Genomic DNA, 17616 nt, shown 5'->3' on the forward strand with positions numbered 1-17616 from the left:
ATTTGTAAAACAATGAGCAACTACCATATTAAACAATTAGAAGAATATTTTCAAGTATATAGAAAGTCTGTTCGTGATCCTGAGACCTTTTGGGCCGAAATTGCTGAAGAGCATTTTTTATGGCGAAAAAAATGGAAAAATGTTTTGAGTTGGGATTTCACAAAACCTGAAGTTAAATGGTTTGAAGGAGCTCAATTAAATATTACCGAAAATTGCATTGATAGGCACTTGACAACTAGAGCAAATAAAACGGCTATTCTATTTGAGTCAAATGATCCTAATGAAGATGCTCAGCATATTTCATATAAAGAATTACATGAGCGCGTGAATAAGTTTGCCAATGTTTTAAAATTAAAGGGTATTAAAAAAGGTGACCGAGTATGTATTTACTTACCAATGATTCCTGAATTGGCTATCTCAGTTTTGGCTTGTGCGAGAATTGGCGCCATTCATTCCGTTGTTTTTGCCGGATTTTCATCTACCGCGTTAGCAACACGTATTAATGATAGCTCTTGTAAAATGGTCATTACAAGTGATGGATCTTATAGAGGTGCTAAAACCATTGACCTTAAGGGTATTGTAAATGAAGCTTTACAGAGATGTGATTGTGTAGAATCCGTCTTGGTAGCCAAACGAATTCATAGTGATATTACTATGCAAGAAGGTCGTGATGAATGGTTACAGCCTTTACTAGATGAAGCCTCCTCAAAATGTGCTCCTGAGATTATGGATGCAGAAGATCCTTTATTCATTTTATACACATCTGGTTCAACCGGAAAACCAAAAGGCATGGTACATTCTACTGCCGGCTATATGGTCTATACTGCTTATACATTTAAAAATGTATTTCAATATAATGAAGAAGACGTGTATTGGTGTACCGCTGATATTGGGTGGATTACCGGTCATAGTTATATAGTATATGGACCACTAGCTAATGGTGCTACTACTGTTATGTTTGAAGGCGTACCAAGCTATCCTGACTTTGGACGCTTCTGGCAATTAGTTGAGAAACATAAGATCAATCAATTTTATACGGCACCAACGGCTATTCGTGCACTTGCCAAGCAAGGATTAGAGCATGTAGAATCATATGACCTCTCTTCAATAAAAGTCTTAGGAACCGTGGGTGAGCCTATTAATGAGGAAGCTTGGCATTGGTACAATGATAATATTGGTAAAAAGAAGAGCCCTATAGTAGATACATGGTGGCAAACTGAAACTGGAGGTATTATGATTTCCCCTATTCCATTTTCAACACCCACGAAGCCTACCTATGCCACGCTACCCATGCCAGGAATTCAACCTGCGTTAATGGATGAAAATGGAAATGAAGTGAAAGGAAATCAGGTGGATGGCCGATTATGTATAAAGTTTCCATGGCCCAGTATGGCGAGAACCATTTGGGGAAATCACCAACGTTATAAAGATACCTATTTCTCAGCTTTTGAAAACAACTATTTTACTGGTGACGGTGCTTTGCGAGATGATGTAGGCTACTATAGAATTACCGGACGTGTAGATGATGTAATTATTGTTTCAGGGCATAATCTGGGTACAGCTCCCATTGAAGATGCTATTAACGAACATCCTGCGGTTGCTGAATCTGCTATTGTTGGTTTTCCTCATGATGTAAAAGGAAGTGCCTTGTATGGCTATGTAACCCTAAAAGACACTGGAGAAAGTAGGGATCATAATAACGTGCGTAAGGAGATCAATCAGTTAATCACAGAACGTATTGGGCCTATCGCCAAGTTAGATAAGATTCAATTCACACAGGGTTTACCCAAAACGCGTAGCGGTAAGATAATGCGTAGAATTCTTAGAAGGATTGCCCATAAAGACACTAGTAATTTAGGAGACACGTCCACACTTTTAAATCCCGAAGTAGTTCAGAATATCATGGATAATGCTTTATAACAATCTTCCTTTATAAATTATTAACACCATCAATATTCTAATTCATTTATTATCAAAGCTTAACCATACTTTGACTATGTTAATTATTTAAAATATGTATGCATTTAACAGGAATTTAAGGAAGATGGTTGTTTCATTATAAAAGGATTAAATGATACAAACAACTACACCTACGTATGTGCTTTTTGGTAAAGAAGCTATTTCACTCTATAAGATTTCTATTAAGTTACTGATCAAATCTGGTGGTGTAAAATATACTACTGGTGCTTATACAGATGTATACTCTTTTGTTGCAGACCAAAATTGCTGGGATGACTTTGCTATAATTAACAAGAGAGATTATGCAAAACTTTCAAAACATTCAGGAGAAAATAAAAACGATTTTCAGTTCATACCATTTTTTGATACGTTGAGAAAAACGTTTTCTTTCTAAACATAATAATGAATCATGTTTATTAGCATTTTTTGCTTCAATCAGAAGAAAATTTCTTGTGCTAATCTGTAGGTGTTTGCGTGCGCTTCAATTATATCTTTGATGTCAGGTGAATAGCTACCACCCATAGAGGCTACTATAGGCGTGTTGAGTCTTTTAGCGATTTTAAGAACGATCTCATCCCGTTGTTTGCAACCATTTAAAGTCAATGCTAACTGACCTAATTTGTCACTAGCAATAACATCTACACCACTTTGAAAAAAGATAAAATCAGGAATAAAATCATTTAGAATCGTATCTAAACTTTGCCTTAATAAATAGAGATATTCTTGGTCTTGCATACCTTTATCTAGAGGTACATCTAAATCAGATTGCTCTTTATAAAATGGATAATTGTTTCTACCATGCATAGAGAAGGTAAATACATTAGGGTTGTTTTTAAAAATCTCCGCAGTACCGTTTCCCTGATGTACATCCAAATCAATAATTAATATTCTTTCCACAAGTTTTTGGCTTAATAAATAATTAGCGGCAACCGCATTGTCATTTAATAAACAGAAGCCTTCACCTCTATCGGTAAAAGCATGATGCGTACCTCCAGCAATGTTCATAGAGCATGCATATTGCATAGCATAGTTTGCACATTGTACGCTACCTCCTACTAAGGTTCGTTCTCTATCAATTAATTGTTGTGATTGCGGAAAGCCTATTCTTCGTATCTCTTGTTTTGATAAAGACAATTCTATTAGCTTTTTCCAATATTCATCAGTATGTGTCAACAAAACGGTATCTTTTGAAACCATTTCTGGGGTAAAAAAGTTATAGTTAGTTAATGTACCCTCCAACAACAATTGCTGCGGTAATAACGAATACTTTTCCATTGGAAATCGATGATTCTCTGGTAACGGATGGTGGTAAATGGGATGTAAGGCAACTTTAAGCATAACCTAATTTAGCTCTGCTACGTTGCACATACAAGAAAATAAAAAATGACACTAACCCAAAAACTGAAAACCCTATAAATAATGGTAAGACAGAATCCTTTACAAAACTACCTATATAATTAGCTATTGGCACTGCCATGACGGTAGAAACAAATCCATTAATAGCGGCTCCTATTCCTGCAATATGACCCAAAGGATTCATTGCCAAAGCACGAAGATTCCCAAATAAAAACCCAATGGCAAAAAATTGAAGTGCAAAAAAAACTAATAATATTTCAATACTCGGGTTCTTTCCTGACCAAAATAAAGCAATGTATGCTAAAGAAATAATTACATAAGCTACACAAGCAGTATAGGCAATCTTCCACATACCAAATCGCACTACCAATCTACTATTTAAAAAGGTAGATAAACCTACTGAAATTGCCAAACTCGCGAAAATATAGGGGAACAATTCAGCCATATCATATTGTTGCTCGAAGATCTGCTGCGAAGTACTCAAATAGACCATAAATGAGCCTGTGATGAATCCTGAAACAAAGGTAAAGGCAATCGCCTCCTTATACTTCATAAACTCTTTAAGACCATCTATAAATAGAGTTCCTGTAAAAGGGATTTTGTTTTGTAGTTTCAATGTTTCTGGTTGCCGTTTCCAAAACCAAAAAACAATGATTAACCCAAAAAGCATATTGATATAAAATATATATTTCCAGTGGTAAAAATTCAAAATAAACTGGCCTAATGCAGGCGCAATGACTGGTATCAAAATAAAAACCATCACCACAACAGAAACGATCTTCGCCATATAATCGCCGCTATATTTATCGCGTATAATTGTAATAGCCATGGTGCGTGGGGATGACAAGCCTACTCCTTGTAATACCCTGCCAAAAATCATCATTTCAAAACTCTTGGTAGTTACACATATAATACTTGCTATAATAAAAAGTACAAATCCAGCATATACAATAGGTTTTCTACCAAAACTATCAGATAGAGGACCAAATAGGAGCTGCCCAAAACCTAAACCTAAAAAGATCATAGTAATGAGCAATTGATTATCATTGGTTTGTAATACTCCTAATGAAGAACCTATTTCAGGTAAAGCAGGTAACAAGGCATCTATTGAAAGTGCAACAATAGACATAAGAGATGCCATTAGTGTAACGAATTCCAGTTCAAGTTTTGGTTGGTTAGATTGCATTGCGTAAATGTAGGTATATTGTGTCATTCCTGCGTAGACAGTAATCTTTTTATCAAATTTTGAATTATAATGGATTCCGCATCAATCCGAATAATTATCCGGACGGAATGACAAATAAAGATGATTTTGCATTGTTAAACATTTATTAAAATCTTCTTTACTAATAGATCGATTGGGTATCTTTAAGAACTATTAATTCACAGCAATGAAATTCAAACTAATAACTACAGTAACTCTTTTATTTTTCTTATTTACTTTTTTAAATTGTCAAAACTTGTCTTTTGAAGAATACAACCCCAAGTCCACCTTGGTAGTTCCAGGTGGAATTGTAAAAAAAGCCAAGTTCCCTTTCATTGATGTACATGGTCATCAATACCAAATGTCTGAACAAGACCTCGCTCCTGTTATAGCAGCCATGGATACCTTGAATATGAGTATCATGGTAAATCTAAGCGGAAGATCAGGAAATGATCTCAAAAAATCAGTTAAAAATATAGCTGACCACTACCCTAATCGATTTGTGGTTTTTGCTAATGTTAATTTTAATGGTGTTGGTGAACCCAAATGGGCAGCAAATGCAGTTGCTCAATTAGAAGAAGATGTAAAAAGTGGTGCTCGCGGGTTAAAAGTCTATAAGAGTTTAGGAATGCATAAAACTGATACTGATGGAAATCGGATTGCTGTTGATGATCCAAGACTTGACCCAATTTGGGCAAAATGTGGTGAATTGGGTATCCCTGTACTCATTCATACTGCCGACCCAAAATCGTTTTGGGATGATTTTGACGCTGATAATGAGCGCTGGTTAGAATTAAAAACCAAACCAAGAAGGAAACGCGGACCTAATAATCCCGCCCCATGGGAACAACTCATCAGAGAGCAACATAATATGTTTAAAAAACATCCAAATACCAAATTTATCAATGCACATATGGGTTGGTTTGCCAATGATTTAGAAAGATTGGGGCAGTTACTAGATGAAATACCAAATATGAATGTAGGTATAGGCGCTATTATTGCTGAATTGGGACGTCAACCTCGTTTTGCAAGGCAATTCTTTATCAAATACCAAGATAGAATTCTATTCGGAAAAGATAGCTGGAAACCAAAAGAGTTCCCAACCTATTTTAGAGTATTAGAAACCGCTGATGAGTACTTTCCGTATCATAAAAAATACCATGCTTTTTGGGCTATGTATGGATTGGACTTACCTGATGATGTGCTTAAAAAAGTGTATTATAAAAATGCCCTAAAACTAATCCCAGGATTGGATAAAAGCTTATTTCCTAATTAAATATTTAACTGTGAAGATTAGAACTGCAACCTTACTTTTCTTGATTACAACTTTTAGCTTGGCTCAGCAGGAACCGGATAGAAGTTATAGTCCTGTCATCAAAGACCCAATGTATTCGTCTGGAGAGGGCCCTGTGATTTTTATTGATGAAGGACATCATAATTTTCATACTAAAGATGGTAATTATTGGGCGTTTGCCAACTTATTAAAAAGGGATGGTTATGTTATTGATGGATTCTTAGGAGAATTCAATAAGAAGAAGTTATCAAAAGGGAAAATACTTGTCATTTCAAATGCATTGAACAAACTAAATATCGAAAAGTGGTATTTACCAAATCCGTCTGCATTTACCAAAGGAGAAATAGAAATAGTGAAGCAGTGGGTAAATGATGGAGGTAGTCTATTTTTAATTGCTGATCATATGCCCATGGCTGGAGCAGCTAAAGATCTAGCACAAGCATTTGGGTTTGAATTCACAAATGGGTTTGTTTTTAATACTAAATCCAATAGAGGTACTGCGCATTTTACCCGAGACAACAACACCCTTTCCAAAAATAATATTACTAATGGCAAAAATGCCAGTGAAACCATAAATAAAGTTGTTTCGTTTACAGGTCAAGGTTTTAAGATTCCAAAGGATGCTACTTCAGTATTAACCTTTGATAAAAATTATGTTAATGTTTTACCAGATACAGCATGGGTTTTTAAAGGTATTCCCAGAACACCTGTAAAAGGTTGGTCACAAGGAGCATATAAAAAATATGGAAAAGGCCGAGTTGTTGCATGGGGAGAGGCTGCCATGTTTACTGCGCAACTGGCTGGGCCTAATAAACGCAAATTTGGTATGAGTCTTGACATAGCCAAAGAAAATTATCAGTTACTGCTTAACATTATTCATTGGTTAGATGGTAAAATTGAATAAACATGAAACGTCTTGAACGTCTTACAGCATTATTATCTTTATTGCAATCGAGAAGATTTACAAGAATAGAAAACATTACGGATCGGTTTCATATAAGTGAACGAACCGCTTATAGAGATTTGAGGTCTCTTGATGAAGCGGGCATTCCTATTTCTTTTGAAAAGGAAAAAGGCTATTTCATACTAGATACTTTTTTTCTTCCACCACTATCCCTTAGCGTTGACGAAGCTAAGTCTTTCATCTTTACTGATCAATTGGCAAAAAAATATATAGATAAAAATATCTATAAACATTTTGAAAGTGCACTTGAAAAAATTAGAAACAAGCTTAAGAATCATCAATTAGAAAGTTTAGAGTACTTAGATTCTAATGTGAGGAGTTATGTAGATTCTAAATACATTAATAAATATTTGCAAATAGCAGAACAAGCTTGTAGCAATAAACATGTATTGTATATTATCTATAAAGACAATTTAGGCCGAGAAACTACAAGAGTCATAGAACCTATAGGTATTACATTTTACAGTCAAAGTTGGCACCTTATTGCATATTGCAGATTGAGGCAAGATTACAGAGATTTTGTTTTAAATAGAATTCATAAAATTAATCCCACAGGTAAAAAGATCACTGAAAAACGATTTGATTTAAATACATATATAAAAAAATTGCAAATGAGCGAAACTAACTGACAATAGGCTGTCAGTAACCTAGACTACATTTGTATTATGAAAACATATAAAAATTGTCAAAGTTGTGCCATGCCCTTAAAAAAGGACCCCAAAGGCGGCGCTAAAAATTTAGATGGTAGTTTAAATACTATGTACTGTAGTTTTTGTTTTGAAAACGGTGAATTCAAACAACCTGATATCACCCCCGAACAAATGCAAGATTTTGTGAAATGGAAAAATGAAAGAAATGGGCTTCACTGGATTTTTAGCTGGATTCTTTACTAGAAAAATACCCAAGCTCAAAAGATGGAAAAAATAAACATTCTTGACAGTATTTCTTCTGCTTTCGGCAGAAGAGATGAACAGCCAAACATTAAACTAGCCAAGCACATAGTAAAGCAGACTGACAAAAGTGCTGTAAAAGTTTTGATTGAAAATCTATTAAATAAGAATAAAGCAATTCAAAACGATTGTATTAAAGTACTCTATGAAATTGGTGCATTAGAACCTAAACTTATTTCACCTTACATTTCTAACTTTTTACAACTCTTACATCATAAAAATAACCGATTGCAATGGGGGTGCATGACAGCTTTGAATTATATTAGTAAAATTAAACCTAGTGATGTTTTTGACAGCAGATCAATAATATTAGAAGCTGCTGAACAAGGATCTGTCATAACACGTGATCAAATGATTAATATTTTAATCAATCTGGCAGCTATTAAAAAATACAAAGATGAAATGTTGGCACTGTTAGAAGAACAAATACTTACTAGCCCAATAAATCAATTACCTATGTATGCTGAAAGAATAGTAGCTGTTATAGATAAAAAACATGCTGAATTGTTCATCAATGCACTTGAACTACGCCTAGGTGACATAGAAAAAGAGAGTAAGCAAAAACGCATTAAAAAAGTAATTCTTAAATTAAGTACTTACTGATGCTGGTCTATTAAAATAGGATTCCCGTCAGGATCTGTGATCATAAAAGATGCCTTGCCAGTGTTTTTATCCATACCTATTGTCATTTGTGTATCAATTTTCCCACTAACGCGTTGATTATAAATTTTCCTGACATCCTTAGGATTAAGTGTAATTGTATTCTTTGGAAACATTCCTTGAAAAAGGCCAATCTTGGCAGCTCCATTTTTTAGAATTAACCATTTTTGATCAATATTACCATCAATGATAGAAAATCCTAAGCTTTCATAAAACTCTTTTGACATTTTAATGTCTTTTACAGCCAATGAAATAGAAAATTCACCTAAATCACCTAGAGGAAGGTGGCGGTGCCATGTATATGTTCTGTTTTTTTTCCAATTTCCAAAACCATCAACTAAAAAAGAACTTGATGTAAAGGCATCACTAGTTAAAGAAGAGCGATGACCGTGATTTGACTGCTTCCCATCTGGAGATGTAAAAACCTGAATCATTTCAAATTGACCTTCACCTTTTGGAGTTACAGGCCCAACACCTATAGTTCCATCCGGTGAATATTGCACTATCATTCCTTTATTCTTTTTAAAATCCCAGTACTGTCTAAATTCCCAAAAAGGACCTACCTTTTTACCTTTTACAAATCCATACAATTCACCTACTATAGATTTCTTGCCAATGGCCCATTTCCAATCCATACCATATGACTCCATATGTTCTTGGTCATTTTGATACTCTTTATTATTTGTTATCCAAGTCCCTAAGGACTGTTCCATATTTTCCTGAAACCATTCAGGGATTTCTTGAGCAACAACCTTATTTGTAATAAAAAGTAATAGTATTAGTAAAAATCGTATCATTTTTTTGCGTTTAAGTTATATCTCACATCTTCTGCCATTTGTTGCCAATTATCTAATAAATAGTCAGCATCTTTTTGAGCTTGTTCTTGTCCCATTCCTAAAAACAAACCTGCGACAAAGGCATTTTTAAATTCGTAACTAAAATCAAGTGTGATCTTCGTTTTATTTTGGGTGATCGAATCTAATTTCCATGTACCGGAAAGTGATTTGAAAGGTAGTGGATAATCTTCTTTTTGGGTGTTTACTTCAAATTTAAATTTCTTGCCTGATTCCCAAATAGTACAGGTTTCCTCCGAACTATTTCCATTAGGATCTGAACAAACACGTTTTAACCCCAACCCCTCTCCAGATATAATTTTCACATTATGAATTCCCTCCGCTGTTACTTTGTGATAGTTTTCAATATCAGAAATAATGCCCCAAACTTTATCCTTTGGAGCATAGATCATTCTTTCAGAAACAAAATGTTGTACTCCTTTCGCTTTAGGGTACTGAATGAATCCGTAAACAAGTGTTAGCCCAATTAGCGTAATTAATACAAGTGATATCCATTTCAAAATTTTCCGAATCATGCTATCAAGATTTTGACTCGAAATTAATTATTAAAGAAAGATATTTCTGCTATAAAGAGGCACACTTTATTAAATGAAACTCATTTAACCTTTTAGATTACATATTGCAGAGTAACAATTAATGTAGGCTTACTATCTTAGCAAAATTATTGTTATGGACAATCTAGGAACTTCATCATTTATACTCACTTTTTTATTAGGAGGTACCATTTTAATAGGGTCATTTGTTATCTTGATATTATTAAAAAATAAAGCCTTGAAAATATCAAGATATTTTTTGGCTGCAGTTCTATTCTTTCTCATGCTGCATCTTGACACCTTTTTACTTTTTACAACTCAATTTATCAGAAAATACCCTCATTTGCTTGGCGTAAGTTTTCCAACCTTATTCTTAATAGGCCCTGCATACTTTTTTTTCATTAAAAGCTTTAACAACCAAAAGTTCAGATTAAAAAAAATGGATCTTTTACATTTAATTCCTTTTTTAATCATGACAGGGTTTCAAGTTTACTTTTACATTAAACCATTATCATATAAGAAACAAGTAGTCGAATACTACTATACCCACATACCCGAAAAAAACTTATCTTTCTTAGATTGGTTTAATGCCAATCTTTACATGTTATTCTTATTTATGTATGCTGTTGTTTCACTTCGATATTTAAATAAAAATGATAAGCAAAATAGTACACTGCTAAAAAAAATCTCTAAAGTATTGATTACTCTATCCTTGGTTTATATGCTTTTACAAACCGGTTTTATCGTTCAAGGAAGTTCAGTAATTATATCTGAAATAGCATTGGCAAGTTTACTCGCAATAACCATATTACTATTAGGTTATTGGATTGTTGACATCAAATCATTACTTCCTAATATCTCTAAAAAATACAAAACATCACCTCTGGAAGAAAGTGAATTAAAAGCACTTCGAGAAAATTTAAATCATGCTGTTATTGATAAAAAACTATATCTAAATCCTAAATTAAAGATCAAAGACATAGCAATTTCTATGCAAACACCATCACATCATATCTCACAGGTTTTAAGTGAACATATGAATACTAATTTCTATGATTTCATCAATACCCTGAGAATTAAAGAAGTCAAAAAGATGCTATTGAGTGGAGCGTTAGAAAAACTATCTATTCACGCCATAGGTCTTGAATGTGGGTTTAGTAATAAAACTAGTTTTTACCGCGCTTTTAAAAAATATACAGGTATAACTCCAAGTGAATTTATTAAAGAAAAAGACCGATAGAAATCTATCGGCTTAAAACTTTTTTATTCAAAATAACTAAAGGTTTCTCCTTCTTTGATATTTAAGAGTGACTCATAAATCAGTCGAATCACATTTTCTACATCATCCTTGTGCACCGTTTCTACAGTGGTGTGCATATACCGTAATGGCAATGAAATCAAAGCTGAGGCCACACCGCTATTACTATAAGCAAAAGCATCAGTATCTGTACCAGTGCTTCTAGATAAAGCACTTCTTTGAAAAGGAATTTTCTTAGCTTCGGCTGTATCAGTAATCAGATCACGTAGCTTCTGTTGTACCGCTGGTGCATAGGCTATAACCGGGCCTTTACCTATTTCACAATGTCCTTGTTTCTTTTTATTGATCATAGGGGTGGTAGTATCATGCGTAACATCAGTTACAATGGCGGCATTGGGTTGAATGCGTTCCGCAATCATTTGCGCACCTCTCAATCCTATCTCCTCTTGTACAGCATTTACAATGTATAAACCAAAAGGGAGTTTCTTTTTATTTTCTTTTAACAAACGAGCTACTTCGGCAATCATAAATCCGCCCATACGATTGTCTAAAGCACGGCAAACAAAATTGGTCTTGTTTAGAATGTGAAATTCATCAGGGTAGGTAATAACACATCCTACATGTACTCCCAATTTTTCAACTTCATCTTTCTTTTTACATCCAACATCTATAAAAATATTATCTGGCTTTGGCGGTTCTTCTTTCGCTCTACTACGTGTGTGTATAGCTGGCCATCCAAAAACACCTTTTACAATGCCTTTTTTGGTGTGGATATTCACTACTTTACTTGGTGCAATCTGATGATCTGAACCTCCATTTCGCACTACGTAAATCAATCCATTATCTGAGATATAATTCACATACCATGAGATTTCATCTGCATGTCCTTCAATAACAACTTTATATTCAGCTTCGGGATTTATAACTCCAACAGCAGTTCCATAGGTATCTGTAATGAACTCATCTACATAAGGTTTTAAGTAATCCATCCAGAGTTTTTGCCCATCCCATTCATAGCCAGTAGGAGAAGCATTATTTAAATATTTTTCTAAAAAAGTAAGTGACTTTTTCGTAAGAATTGTCTTCTTTGCCATCGTTAAAATTTTGGTATACGAATGTACTAATTTATACCTAAATAAACGTTAATCTTTATTATGAGTCTAAGAAATATCCTACTTTTGGAATGGTTATTGAAACCTGTTTTTTAAAAATTAAAATGAAGAGAATTTTATTCATAATATTCCTTATTGCATCTCAATTTACTTTCACTCAAAAAGTAGAAAAGGATACTATTTTATTAGAGGAAATGGTTCTTATTGAAGGGGATTCTGTGACTATACCTTTGGATGAAGTTTTAGTGCTTAAAAAACTCAAATTCAAGACTACAAAAGAAAAGCGTTATTATTACTGGTACTGGAAGAAAGTTCACAAAGCATATCCCTATGCCAGACTAGCTGCTGAAAGGCTACTTCAATTAAACGAACAACTTTCAAAAATACGATCAAATCGTAAGCGAAAGAGGCATACTAAAAAGATGCAAAAATATATGGAAGAAGAGTTTACCGATGAACTCAAAAAAATGACGCGTACTGAAGGTAAAATATTAATTAAATTATTACATCGTCAAACTGGGTTAACTGCTTTTGATCTAGTAAAAGAGTATAGAAGTGGCTGGAAAGCATTTTGGTACAATAGTACCGCAAAGCTTTTCAAATTATCATTAAAAAGTGAATACCACCCTGAAAATGATCCATTAGATTTTCTGGTTGAAGATATACTACAACGTTCCTTCGCTTTGGGAAGATTAGAACCCCAGAAAGCACGATTAGCATTTGATTATTTTGAAGCAACAAACGCACACAAGGATATTGATGTTATTGCCGTGATCAATAACCGATAGTTAAAACTTTGTTAAAGCGGAAAACAATATTAAACCTTCCACTATTACTACTGTCTTAAGATCAAAATATATTAATTGTTAAAAATTTTAAACAAATGAAAAAAGTATTAAGCCTAGCGTTAATAGCATTATTTTCTATTAGTGCTTTTGCACAAGGATCTGAAGATCTTAGACATAAGCGTCCAAATTTTACAACAGATCAAATTACAGAGTTAAAGACCAAAAAAATGACCTTACTACTTGATCTTGACGCTAAGCAACAAGATGAAATCTTTGAGATTAACCAAAGGAAAGCGGTTGAACGCAAACAGAAAATGGAAGATCGTAAAGCTGCTAAAGAAAAAAGAAAAGAACTTTCTAGCGATGAACTTTTTCAACTAAAAAGTGAACGTTTAGATAAGCAAATTGCTCATAAAGCAGAAATGAAAAAGATCTTAACCAAAGAGCAATATGAAAAATGGGAAAAAGCGAGAAAGCATAAAGCGCATCAAATGAAAAAAAGAGCTGCTAAAAAGAAGATGCGCCAAAAAAGAAATCAAAGAAAAGAGTTAAAGAAGAAGGAGTAAATAAAAAGCGCGATTAATTCGCGCTTTTTATTTTATATATAGTTTCTGCCCAATATCTATTTCATTAGATTTTAAACCATTTAACCATTTTAACCGGTCAACAGTCAAATTATTACGCTTTGCTATTGAGTACAACGTATCTCCCTTTTTAACTACTATGAAGGCCCCATTTCTCTTTGGGTCTTGCCGGGTAACTTTTGTAACACTACCAGCATATTTCTTTTTATCGAAAAAATCATCGTATTTATATAACTCGTAATCTTCAATCAAGTTAATCAATTTTACAGGATACTTAGGATCTGTAGCATAACCTGCTTTTTTTAAACCTCTAGCCCATGCTTTGTAATTTTTCAATTTAAGATCAAATAGGGCTGCATAACGTTTACGCTCAAATAGGAATAGAGAATGATCTCTAAACGACTGTAATGGGTGCTCATATTTTCTAAAACATTCTTGTCGAGCATCGTCATCATGATAAATACGCTTGCCTCTCCAGCTTTTATGGCATTTAACACCAAAGTGATTATTTCCTTTTACTGTAAGTCTACTACGCCCACTATTAGATTCTAAAATACCTTGTGCCAAGGTAATACTCGCAGGAATTTTGTAACGAAGCATCTCTGCGATGGCTATATCATTATATTCCTCAATATAATCTTTTGTACTATTACTTAATCTTGGTTTTCGTTTTCTAAGATCATCAATTAGGTCATCTGCTTTATCAACTTTAACCACCTGAATATTCTTATTCTCAATACTATTGTCAGTTGGTTTTGTTGCCACTGTAGGTTTTGATGTTCTATGAGAGGAAGTTACTCTCTTTTTAGAGCCGCAACTGGCTAAAAAAGAAAGTAAAACAACATTTGCAATAAAAAAATAACGTTTCATTTACACTTGAATTAATGGCAAACTCTTTTGCCTTAATTTTTCATTCATTCCTTTTATACCCTGCAATCCCCCTGTATGGATCACAAGAATTTTGCTTTCTTTTTCGAAGTATTTTTTGTGTATCAAATCAACAAGACCGTATACCATTTTTCCTGTATAAACAGGATCAAGAGGTATACCAGTTTGTTCCCTGAACTGATTGATAAACGTAATGAGTTCACTATTTATTTTACCATACCCGCCAAAATGATAATCAGTAATCAACTTCCAATTGTTTTTTGACACAAATCGTTCAATTTCTTCGCTTAGAAAATCGCCCTTTAAAGCAGGGAATCCTATAACTGTTTGATGTGATTTGGATGAATTTATAATTCCAGAAATCGTTCCACCAGTTCCTACTGCAACGCATATATAGTCAAAATCTGTATCTCCTTCAGTTAAAATTTCTTCACAACCTTTAACAGCTAATACATTATTTCCACCTTCGGGTATCAAATAAAAATCTCCGAATTGTTTTTGTAGATTCTTTAAAAAATCTTTCTCATTTTTTTTACGATAGGTTTCTCTGGTGATAAAATCAAATTGCATACCACATTTTTGAGCATAACTTAATGTTGGATTATTACTAACCTTGTTTTTTATTTCTTCACCCCGAATAATTCCAATGGTTTTAAAACCATTTTCTTTTCCAGCTGCAGCCAAAGCAGCAATATGGTTGGAGTAAGCACCTCCAAAAGTTAATAGGGCCTGCTTTCTTACTTTTTTAGCCTCCTTAAGGTTGTACTTTAGCTTCCTATATTTATTTCCTGAAATAATTGGGTGTAGCAAATCCTCCCGTTTAATGGTAAAATTTATTCCTTGAAATACTATTGTTTGATTCCTACTATTCACAACCAGATAAACACAAATGTACTTAAATGCACATAGAGAAAAACGTAGCTAAAGAGTAAAAATCAACAATATTATTAACGCATAATTGCGTAATTTTATGAGCTCAATTCCGTAAAAAATGTATAATCAATTACCTGAACTAGAACCTGATGATTTTTACTTTAATGAGCAAGGATATAAAGTCTTTACAGAAAAATACCATCTAAAACGTGGATATTGTTGTCAAAGTGGTTGTAAACACTGTCCCTACGGATTTGATAAAAAAACCAACTCAATTAAAAAATAGTTCATGACCTTTCAACAGGAAATTTTACAAGGTATTCCTAATAAGTTGCCAACGCCTAAACCGTATGATACTTTTATCAATCACGCACCAAAACGTAAGGATATCTTATCTAAAACCGAAAAGCAACTAGCTACACAAAATGCTTTACGCTATTTTAATGAAAATCACCATGCGGTATTGGCTCAAGAATTTGCACAAGAGCTAAAAGATCATGGGCGCATTTATATGTATCGATTTCGCCCAGATTACAAACTGTATGCACGGCCAATAGATGAATACCCGGGTCAATCTTTACAAGCTAAAGCCATTATGCATATGATTCAAAATAATTTGGATGATGCTGTGGCGCAACACCCTCATGAATTGATTACCTACGGAGGTAATGGTGCTGTATTTCAAAATTGGGCGCAATATTTATTGACTATGCAGTATTTGGCGCAAATGACTGATGAACAAACCTTGGTAATGTATTCAGGTCATCCTATGGGTTTATTTCCTTCACATAAAGAAGCTCCAAGAGTGGTGGTAACCAATGGTATGATGATTCCTAACTATTCAAAACCCGATGATTGGGAAAAGTTTAATGCACTTGGGGTTACGCAATACGGACAAATGACTGCAGGGAGTTATATGTATATTGGGCCGCAAGGTATTGTGCATGGTACTACCATTACGGTCTTAAATGCTGGTAGAAAAATAGCAAAGAAAGATGAAGGTTTGGCTGGAAAATTGTTTGTTACGGCCGGTTTAGGAGGCATGAGTGGTGCGCAACCCAAAGCAGGTAATATTTCAGGGTGCATTACCGTATGTGCTGAAGTAAACCCTAAAGCTGTAGAAACACGCCATTCACAAGGCTGGGTAGATGAAGTTACTTCTGATTTAGATGACTTAGTGAGTCGAGTTCAACAAGCAAAACAAGAAAAAGAAATTGTTTCAATAGCTTATTTAGGAAACATTGTTGATGTGTGGGAAAAATTTGACAAAAGCAATGTATATGTAGATCTAGGCTCTGATCAAACCTCTTTGCATAATCCTTGGGCGGGGGGATATTATCCTGTTGATATATCTTTTGAGGATGCCAATACCATGATGGCTGAAAATCCTCAACTGTTTAAAGAAAGCGTACAAAAAACATTGCGAAGACATGCAGCTGCGATTAATAAACACACCGCAAAGGGTACTTATTTCTTTGATTATGGCAATGCTTTTTTGCTGGAAGCTTCCCGTGCAGGTGCCAAAGTACATCTTGATGCCAATGGTAATTATTGCAGTAAGAGTGATGCAAAGTCGGGTGGTGAAGCATTCGCCTATTCGAGTTATGTACAAGATATCATGGGACCCATGTGCTTTGATTATGGCTTTGGTCCATTTAGATGGGTATGTGCTTCTGCAAAGCCTGAAGATTTGGCTAAAACAGATGCTATTGCTTGTGAGGTATTGGAAGAAATTATGCAGAACTCACCTAAAGAGATTCAACAACAAATGGCGGATAATATACGATGGATTAAAGGCGCACAAGAAAATAAATTAGTAGTGGGTTCACAAGCAAGAATTCTTTATGCCGATGCCGAAGGTCGGATAAAAATAGCGGAGGCTTTTAATAAAGCCATTGCTAATAGTGAAATTGGCCCTGTTGTTTTGGGGAGAGATCATCATGATGTTTCAGGCACAGACTCACCGTTCAGAGAAACTTCCAATATCTATGATGGTTCACAATTTACTGCAGATATGGCCATTCATAATGTGATTGGCGATAGTTTTAGGGGTGCTACCTGGGTATCTATTCACAATGGTGGTGGTGTTGGCTGGGGAGAGGTTATCAATGGTGGTTTCGGCATGGTTCTTGATGGTAGTTTAGAAGCTGATAAACGTCTGAAAGCCATGTTGTTTTGGGACGTAAATAACGGAATCGCAAGACGAAGTTGGGCACGAAATGATGAAGCTATTTTTGCTATCAAGCGCGCCATGGAAGTAGAGCCTAAATTACAGGTAACACTCCCCAATAAGGTTGACGATTCTTTAACACAAGATTTGTTTTAACATAATTATCTAC

19 protein-coding genes are annotated in these 17616 nt (G+C 34.4%); 12 read left to right on the plus strand and 7 right to left on the minus strand.

Annotated elements, in window-relative coordinates:
* Positions 1 to 12 precede the first annotated feature (12 nt).
* Positions 13 to 1920, plus strand: coding sequence for an acetate--CoA ligase (acs, locus tag AC1EU5_RS04830; RefSeq protein ID WP_480191234.1), 1908 nt, complete (start codon positions 13 to 15; stop codon positions 1918 to 1920).
* A gap of 151 nt (positions 1921 to 2071) precedes the next feature.
* Entirely contained in the window at positions 2072 to 2353 is a 282-nt protein-coding gene (locus AC1EU5_RS04835) for a hypothetical protein (protein ID WP_480191235.1), read from the plus strand.
* 41 nt (positions 2354 to 2394) lie between these two features.
* On the opposite strand, the gene AC1EU5_RS04840 is transcribed toward AC1EU5_RS04835, so the two are convergent.
* Complete coding sequence (locus tag AC1EU5_RS04840) at positions 2395 to 3297, minus strand: histone deacetylase family protein (protein WP_480191236.1); 903 nt, start codon at positions 3295 to 3297, stop codon at positions 2395 to 2397.
* A complete protein-coding gene (locus AC1EU5_RS04845) occupies positions 3290 to 4501 on the minus strand; it encodes a multidrug effflux MFS transporter (protein ID WP_480191237.1) in 1212 nt (403 codons plus the stop codon). Before AC1EU5_RS04845 ends, AC1EU5_RS04840 begins: the two co-directional genes overlap by 8 nt.
* Positions 4502 to 4706: 205 nt before the next feature.
* Between AC1EU5_RS04845 and AC1EU5_RS04850 the strand changes: the two genes are divergently transcribed.
* The 5 genes from AC1EU5_RS04850 to AC1EU5_RS04870 are packed head-to-tail and all read left to right on the plus strand — an operon-like array spanning position 4707 to position 8330.
* On the plus strand, positions 4707 to 5795 hold the full coding sequence (locus AC1EU5_RS04850; protein WP_480191238.1) for an amidohydrolase family protein: 1089 nt from the start codon (positions 4707 to 4709) through the stop codon (positions 5793 to 5795).
* A gap of 10 nt (positions 5796 to 5805) precedes the next feature.
* The gene (locus AC1EU5_RS04855) at positions 5806 to 6717 is read left to right on the plus strand and encodes a hypothetical protein (protein ID WP_480191239.1); all 912 of its coding nucleotides are present in this window, start codon (positions 5806 to 5808) and stop codon (positions 6715 to 6717) included.
* Between the two features lie 2 nt (positions 6718 to 6719).
* Positions 6720 to 7406, plus strand: a complete 687-nt coding sequence (locus AC1EU5_RS04860) for a helix-turn-helix transcriptional regulator (RefSeq protein ID WP_480191240.1) — start codon at positions 6720 to 6722, stop codon at positions 7404 to 7406.
* A 36-nt stretch (positions 7407 to 7442) separates the two neighbouring features.
* The gene (locus AC1EU5_RS04865) at positions 7443 to 7670 is read left to right on the plus strand and encodes a zinc ribbon domain-containing protein (RefSeq protein ID WP_480191241.1); all 228 of its coding nucleotides are present in this window, start codon (positions 7443 to 7445) and stop codon (positions 7668 to 7670) included.
* A 21-nt stretch (positions 7671 to 7691) separates the two neighbouring features.
* Positions 7692 to 8330, plus strand: coding sequence for a hypothetical protein (locus AC1EU5_RS04870; RefSeq protein WP_480191242.1), 639 nt, complete (start codon positions 7692 to 7694; stop codon positions 8328 to 8330).
* On the opposite strand, the gene AC1EU5_RS04875 is transcribed toward AC1EU5_RS04870, so the two are convergent.
* Both AC1EU5_RS04875 and AC1EU5_RS04880 read right to left on the minus strand, forming a co-directional pair.
* Entirely contained in the window at positions 8324 to 9184 is an 861-nt protein-coding gene (locus tag AC1EU5_RS04875; protein ID WP_480191243.1) for a VOC family protein, read from the minus strand. The two genes, AC1EU5_RS04870 and AC1EU5_RS04875, sit on opposite strands and share 7 nt — an antisense overlap.
* Positions 9181 to 9756, minus strand: coding sequence for a type II toxin-antitoxin system RatA family toxin (locus AC1EU5_RS04880; protein ID WP_480191244.1), 576 nt, complete (start codon positions 9754 to 9756; stop codon positions 9181 to 9183). Before AC1EU5_RS04880 ends, AC1EU5_RS04875 begins: the two co-directional genes overlap by 4 nt.
* 154 nt (positions 9757 to 9910) lie before the next feature.
* Between AC1EU5_RS04880 and AC1EU5_RS04885 the strand changes: the two genes are divergently transcribed.
* Positions 9911 to 11014 (plus strand): helix-turn-helix domain-containing protein, encoded by a 1104-nt coding sequence (locus AC1EU5_RS04885; RefSeq protein WP_480191245.1) that lies wholly within the window; start codon positions 9911 to 9913, stop codon positions 11012 to 11014.
* Between the two features lie 23 nt (positions 11015 to 11037).
* On the opposite strand, the gene AC1EU5_RS04890 is transcribed toward AC1EU5_RS04885, so the two are convergent.
* Positions 11038 to 12126, minus strand: coding sequence for a M42 family metallopeptidase (locus AC1EU5_RS04890; protein ID WP_480191246.1), 1089 nt, complete (start codon positions 12124 to 12126; stop codon positions 11038 to 11040).
* A 122-nt stretch (positions 12127 to 12248) separates the two neighbouring features.
* On the opposite strand from AC1EU5_RS04890, the gene AC1EU5_RS04895 reads away from it, so the two are divergent.
* Together AC1EU5_RS04895 and AC1EU5_RS04900 are read left to right on the plus strand one after the other, a co-directional pair.
* Complete coding sequence (locus tag AC1EU5_RS04895) at positions 12249 to 12932, plus strand: DUF4294 domain-containing protein (RefSeq protein ID WP_480191247.1); 684 nt, start codon at positions 12249 to 12251, stop codon at positions 12930 to 12932.
* A 95-nt stretch (positions 12933 to 13027) separates the two neighbouring features.
* Complete coding sequence (locus tag AC1EU5_RS04900; protein ID WP_480191248.1) at positions 13028 to 13498, plus strand: hypothetical protein; 471 nt, start codon at positions 13028 to 13030, stop codon at positions 13496 to 13498.
* 27 nt (positions 13499 to 13525) lie between these two features.
* Here the strand turns inward: AC1EU5_RS04900 and AC1EU5_RS04905 are convergent, their stop codons facing one another.
* Complete coding sequence (locus tag AC1EU5_RS04905) at positions 13526 to 14386, minus strand: glucosaminidase domain-containing protein (protein ID WP_480191249.1); 861 nt, start codon at positions 14384 to 14386, stop codon at positions 13526 to 13528.
* Entirely contained in the window at positions 14387 to 15283 is an 897-nt protein-coding gene (locus AC1EU5_RS04910) for a 1-aminocyclopropane-1-carboxylate deaminase/D-cysteine desulfhydrase (RefSeq protein ID WP_480191830.1), read from the minus strand.
* A 112-nt stretch (positions 15284 to 15395) separates the two neighbouring features.
* On the opposite strand from AC1EU5_RS04910, the gene AC1EU5_RS04915 reads away from it, so the two are divergent.
* Both AC1EU5_RS04915 and AC1EU5_RS04920 read left to right on the plus strand, forming a co-directional pair.
* Positions 15396 to 15563, plus strand: coding sequence for a C1orf53 family protein (locus AC1EU5_RS04915; RefSeq protein ID WP_480191250.1), 168 nt, complete (start codon positions 15396 to 15398; stop codon positions 15561 to 15563).
* 3 nt (positions 15564 to 15566) lie between these two features.
* A complete protein-coding gene (locus tag AC1EU5_RS04920) occupies positions 15567 to 17603 on the plus strand; it encodes a urocanate hydratase (RefSeq protein ID WP_480191251.1) in 2037 nt (678 codons plus the stop codon).
* Positions 17604 to 17616: the final 13 nt, after the last annotated feature.

The sequence above is a fragment of the Maritimimonas sp. 2405UD52-3 genome (assembly GCF_056591715.1).

What these genes read in the sequence shown, in the direction of transcription:
- acs (WP_480191234.1), top strand. Translation starts at nt 13, where the DNA reads ATGAGCAACTACCATATTAAACAATTAGAAGAATATTTTCAAGTATAT.
- AC1EU5_RS04835 (WP_480191235.1), top strand. Translation starts at nt 2,072, where the DNA reads ATGATACAAACAACTACACCTACGTATGTGCTTTTTGGTAAAGAAGCT.
- AC1EU5_RS04840 (WP_480191236.1), bottom strand. Translation starts at nt 3,297, where the DNA reads ATGCTTAAAGTTGCCTTACATCCCATTTACCACCATCCGTTACCAGAG.
- AC1EU5_RS04845 (WP_480191237.1), bottom strand. Translation starts at nt 4,501, where the DNA reads ATGCAATCTAACCAACCAAAACTTGAACTGGAATTCGTTACACTAATG.
- AC1EU5_RS04850 (WP_480191238.1), top strand. Translation starts at nt 4,707, where the DNA reads ATGAAATTCAAACTAATAACTACAGTAACTCTTTTATTTTTCTTATTT.
- AC1EU5_RS04860 (WP_480191240.1), top strand. Translation starts at nt 6,720, where the DNA reads ATGAAACGTCTTGAACGTCTTACAGCATTATTATCTTTATTGCAATCG.
- AC1EU5_RS04865 (WP_480191241.1), top strand. Translation starts at nt 7,443, where the DNA reads ATGAAAACATATAAAAATTGTCAAAGTTGTGCCATGCCCTTAAAAAAG.
- AC1EU5_RS04870 (WP_480191242.1), top strand. Translation starts at nt 7,692, where the DNA reads ATGGAAAAAATAAACATTCTTGACAGTATTTCTTCTGCTTTCGGCAGA.
- AC1EU5_RS04875 (WP_480191243.1), bottom strand. Translation starts at nt 9,184, where the DNA reads ATGATACGATTTTTACTAATACTATTACTTTTTATTACAAATAAGGTT.
- AC1EU5_RS04880 (WP_480191244.1), bottom strand. Translation starts at nt 9,756, where the DNA reads ATGATTCGGAAAATTTTGAAATGGATATCACTTGTATTAATTACGCTA.
- AC1EU5_RS04885 (WP_480191245.1), top strand. Translation starts at nt 9,911, where the DNA reads ATGGACAATCTAGGAACTTCATCATTTATACTCACTTTTTTATTAGGA.
- AC1EU5_RS04890 (WP_480191246.1), bottom strand. Translation starts at nt 12,126, where the DNA reads ATGGCAAAGAAGACAATTCTTACGAAAAAGTCACTTACTTTTTTAGAA.
- AC1EU5_RS04895 (WP_480191247.1), top strand. Translation starts at nt 12,249, where the DNA reads ATGAAGAGAATTTTATTCATAATATTCCTTATTGCATCTCAATTTACT.
- AC1EU5_RS04900 (WP_480191248.1), top strand. Translation starts at nt 13,028, where the DNA reads ATGAAAAAAGTATTAAGCCTAGCGTTAATAGCATTATTTTCTATTAGT.
- AC1EU5_RS04905 (WP_480191249.1), bottom strand. Translation starts at nt 14,386, where the DNA reads ATGAAACGTTATTTTTTTATTGCAAATGTTGTTTTACTTTCTTTTTTA.
- AC1EU5_RS04915 (WP_480191250.1), top strand. Translation starts at nt 15,396, where the DNA reads ATGTATAATCAATTACCTGAACTAGAACCTGATGATTTTTACTTTAAT.
- AC1EU5_RS04920 (WP_480191251.1), top strand. Translation starts at nt 15,567, where the DNA reads ATGACCTTTCAACAGGAAATTTTACAAGGTATTCCTAATAAGTTGCCA.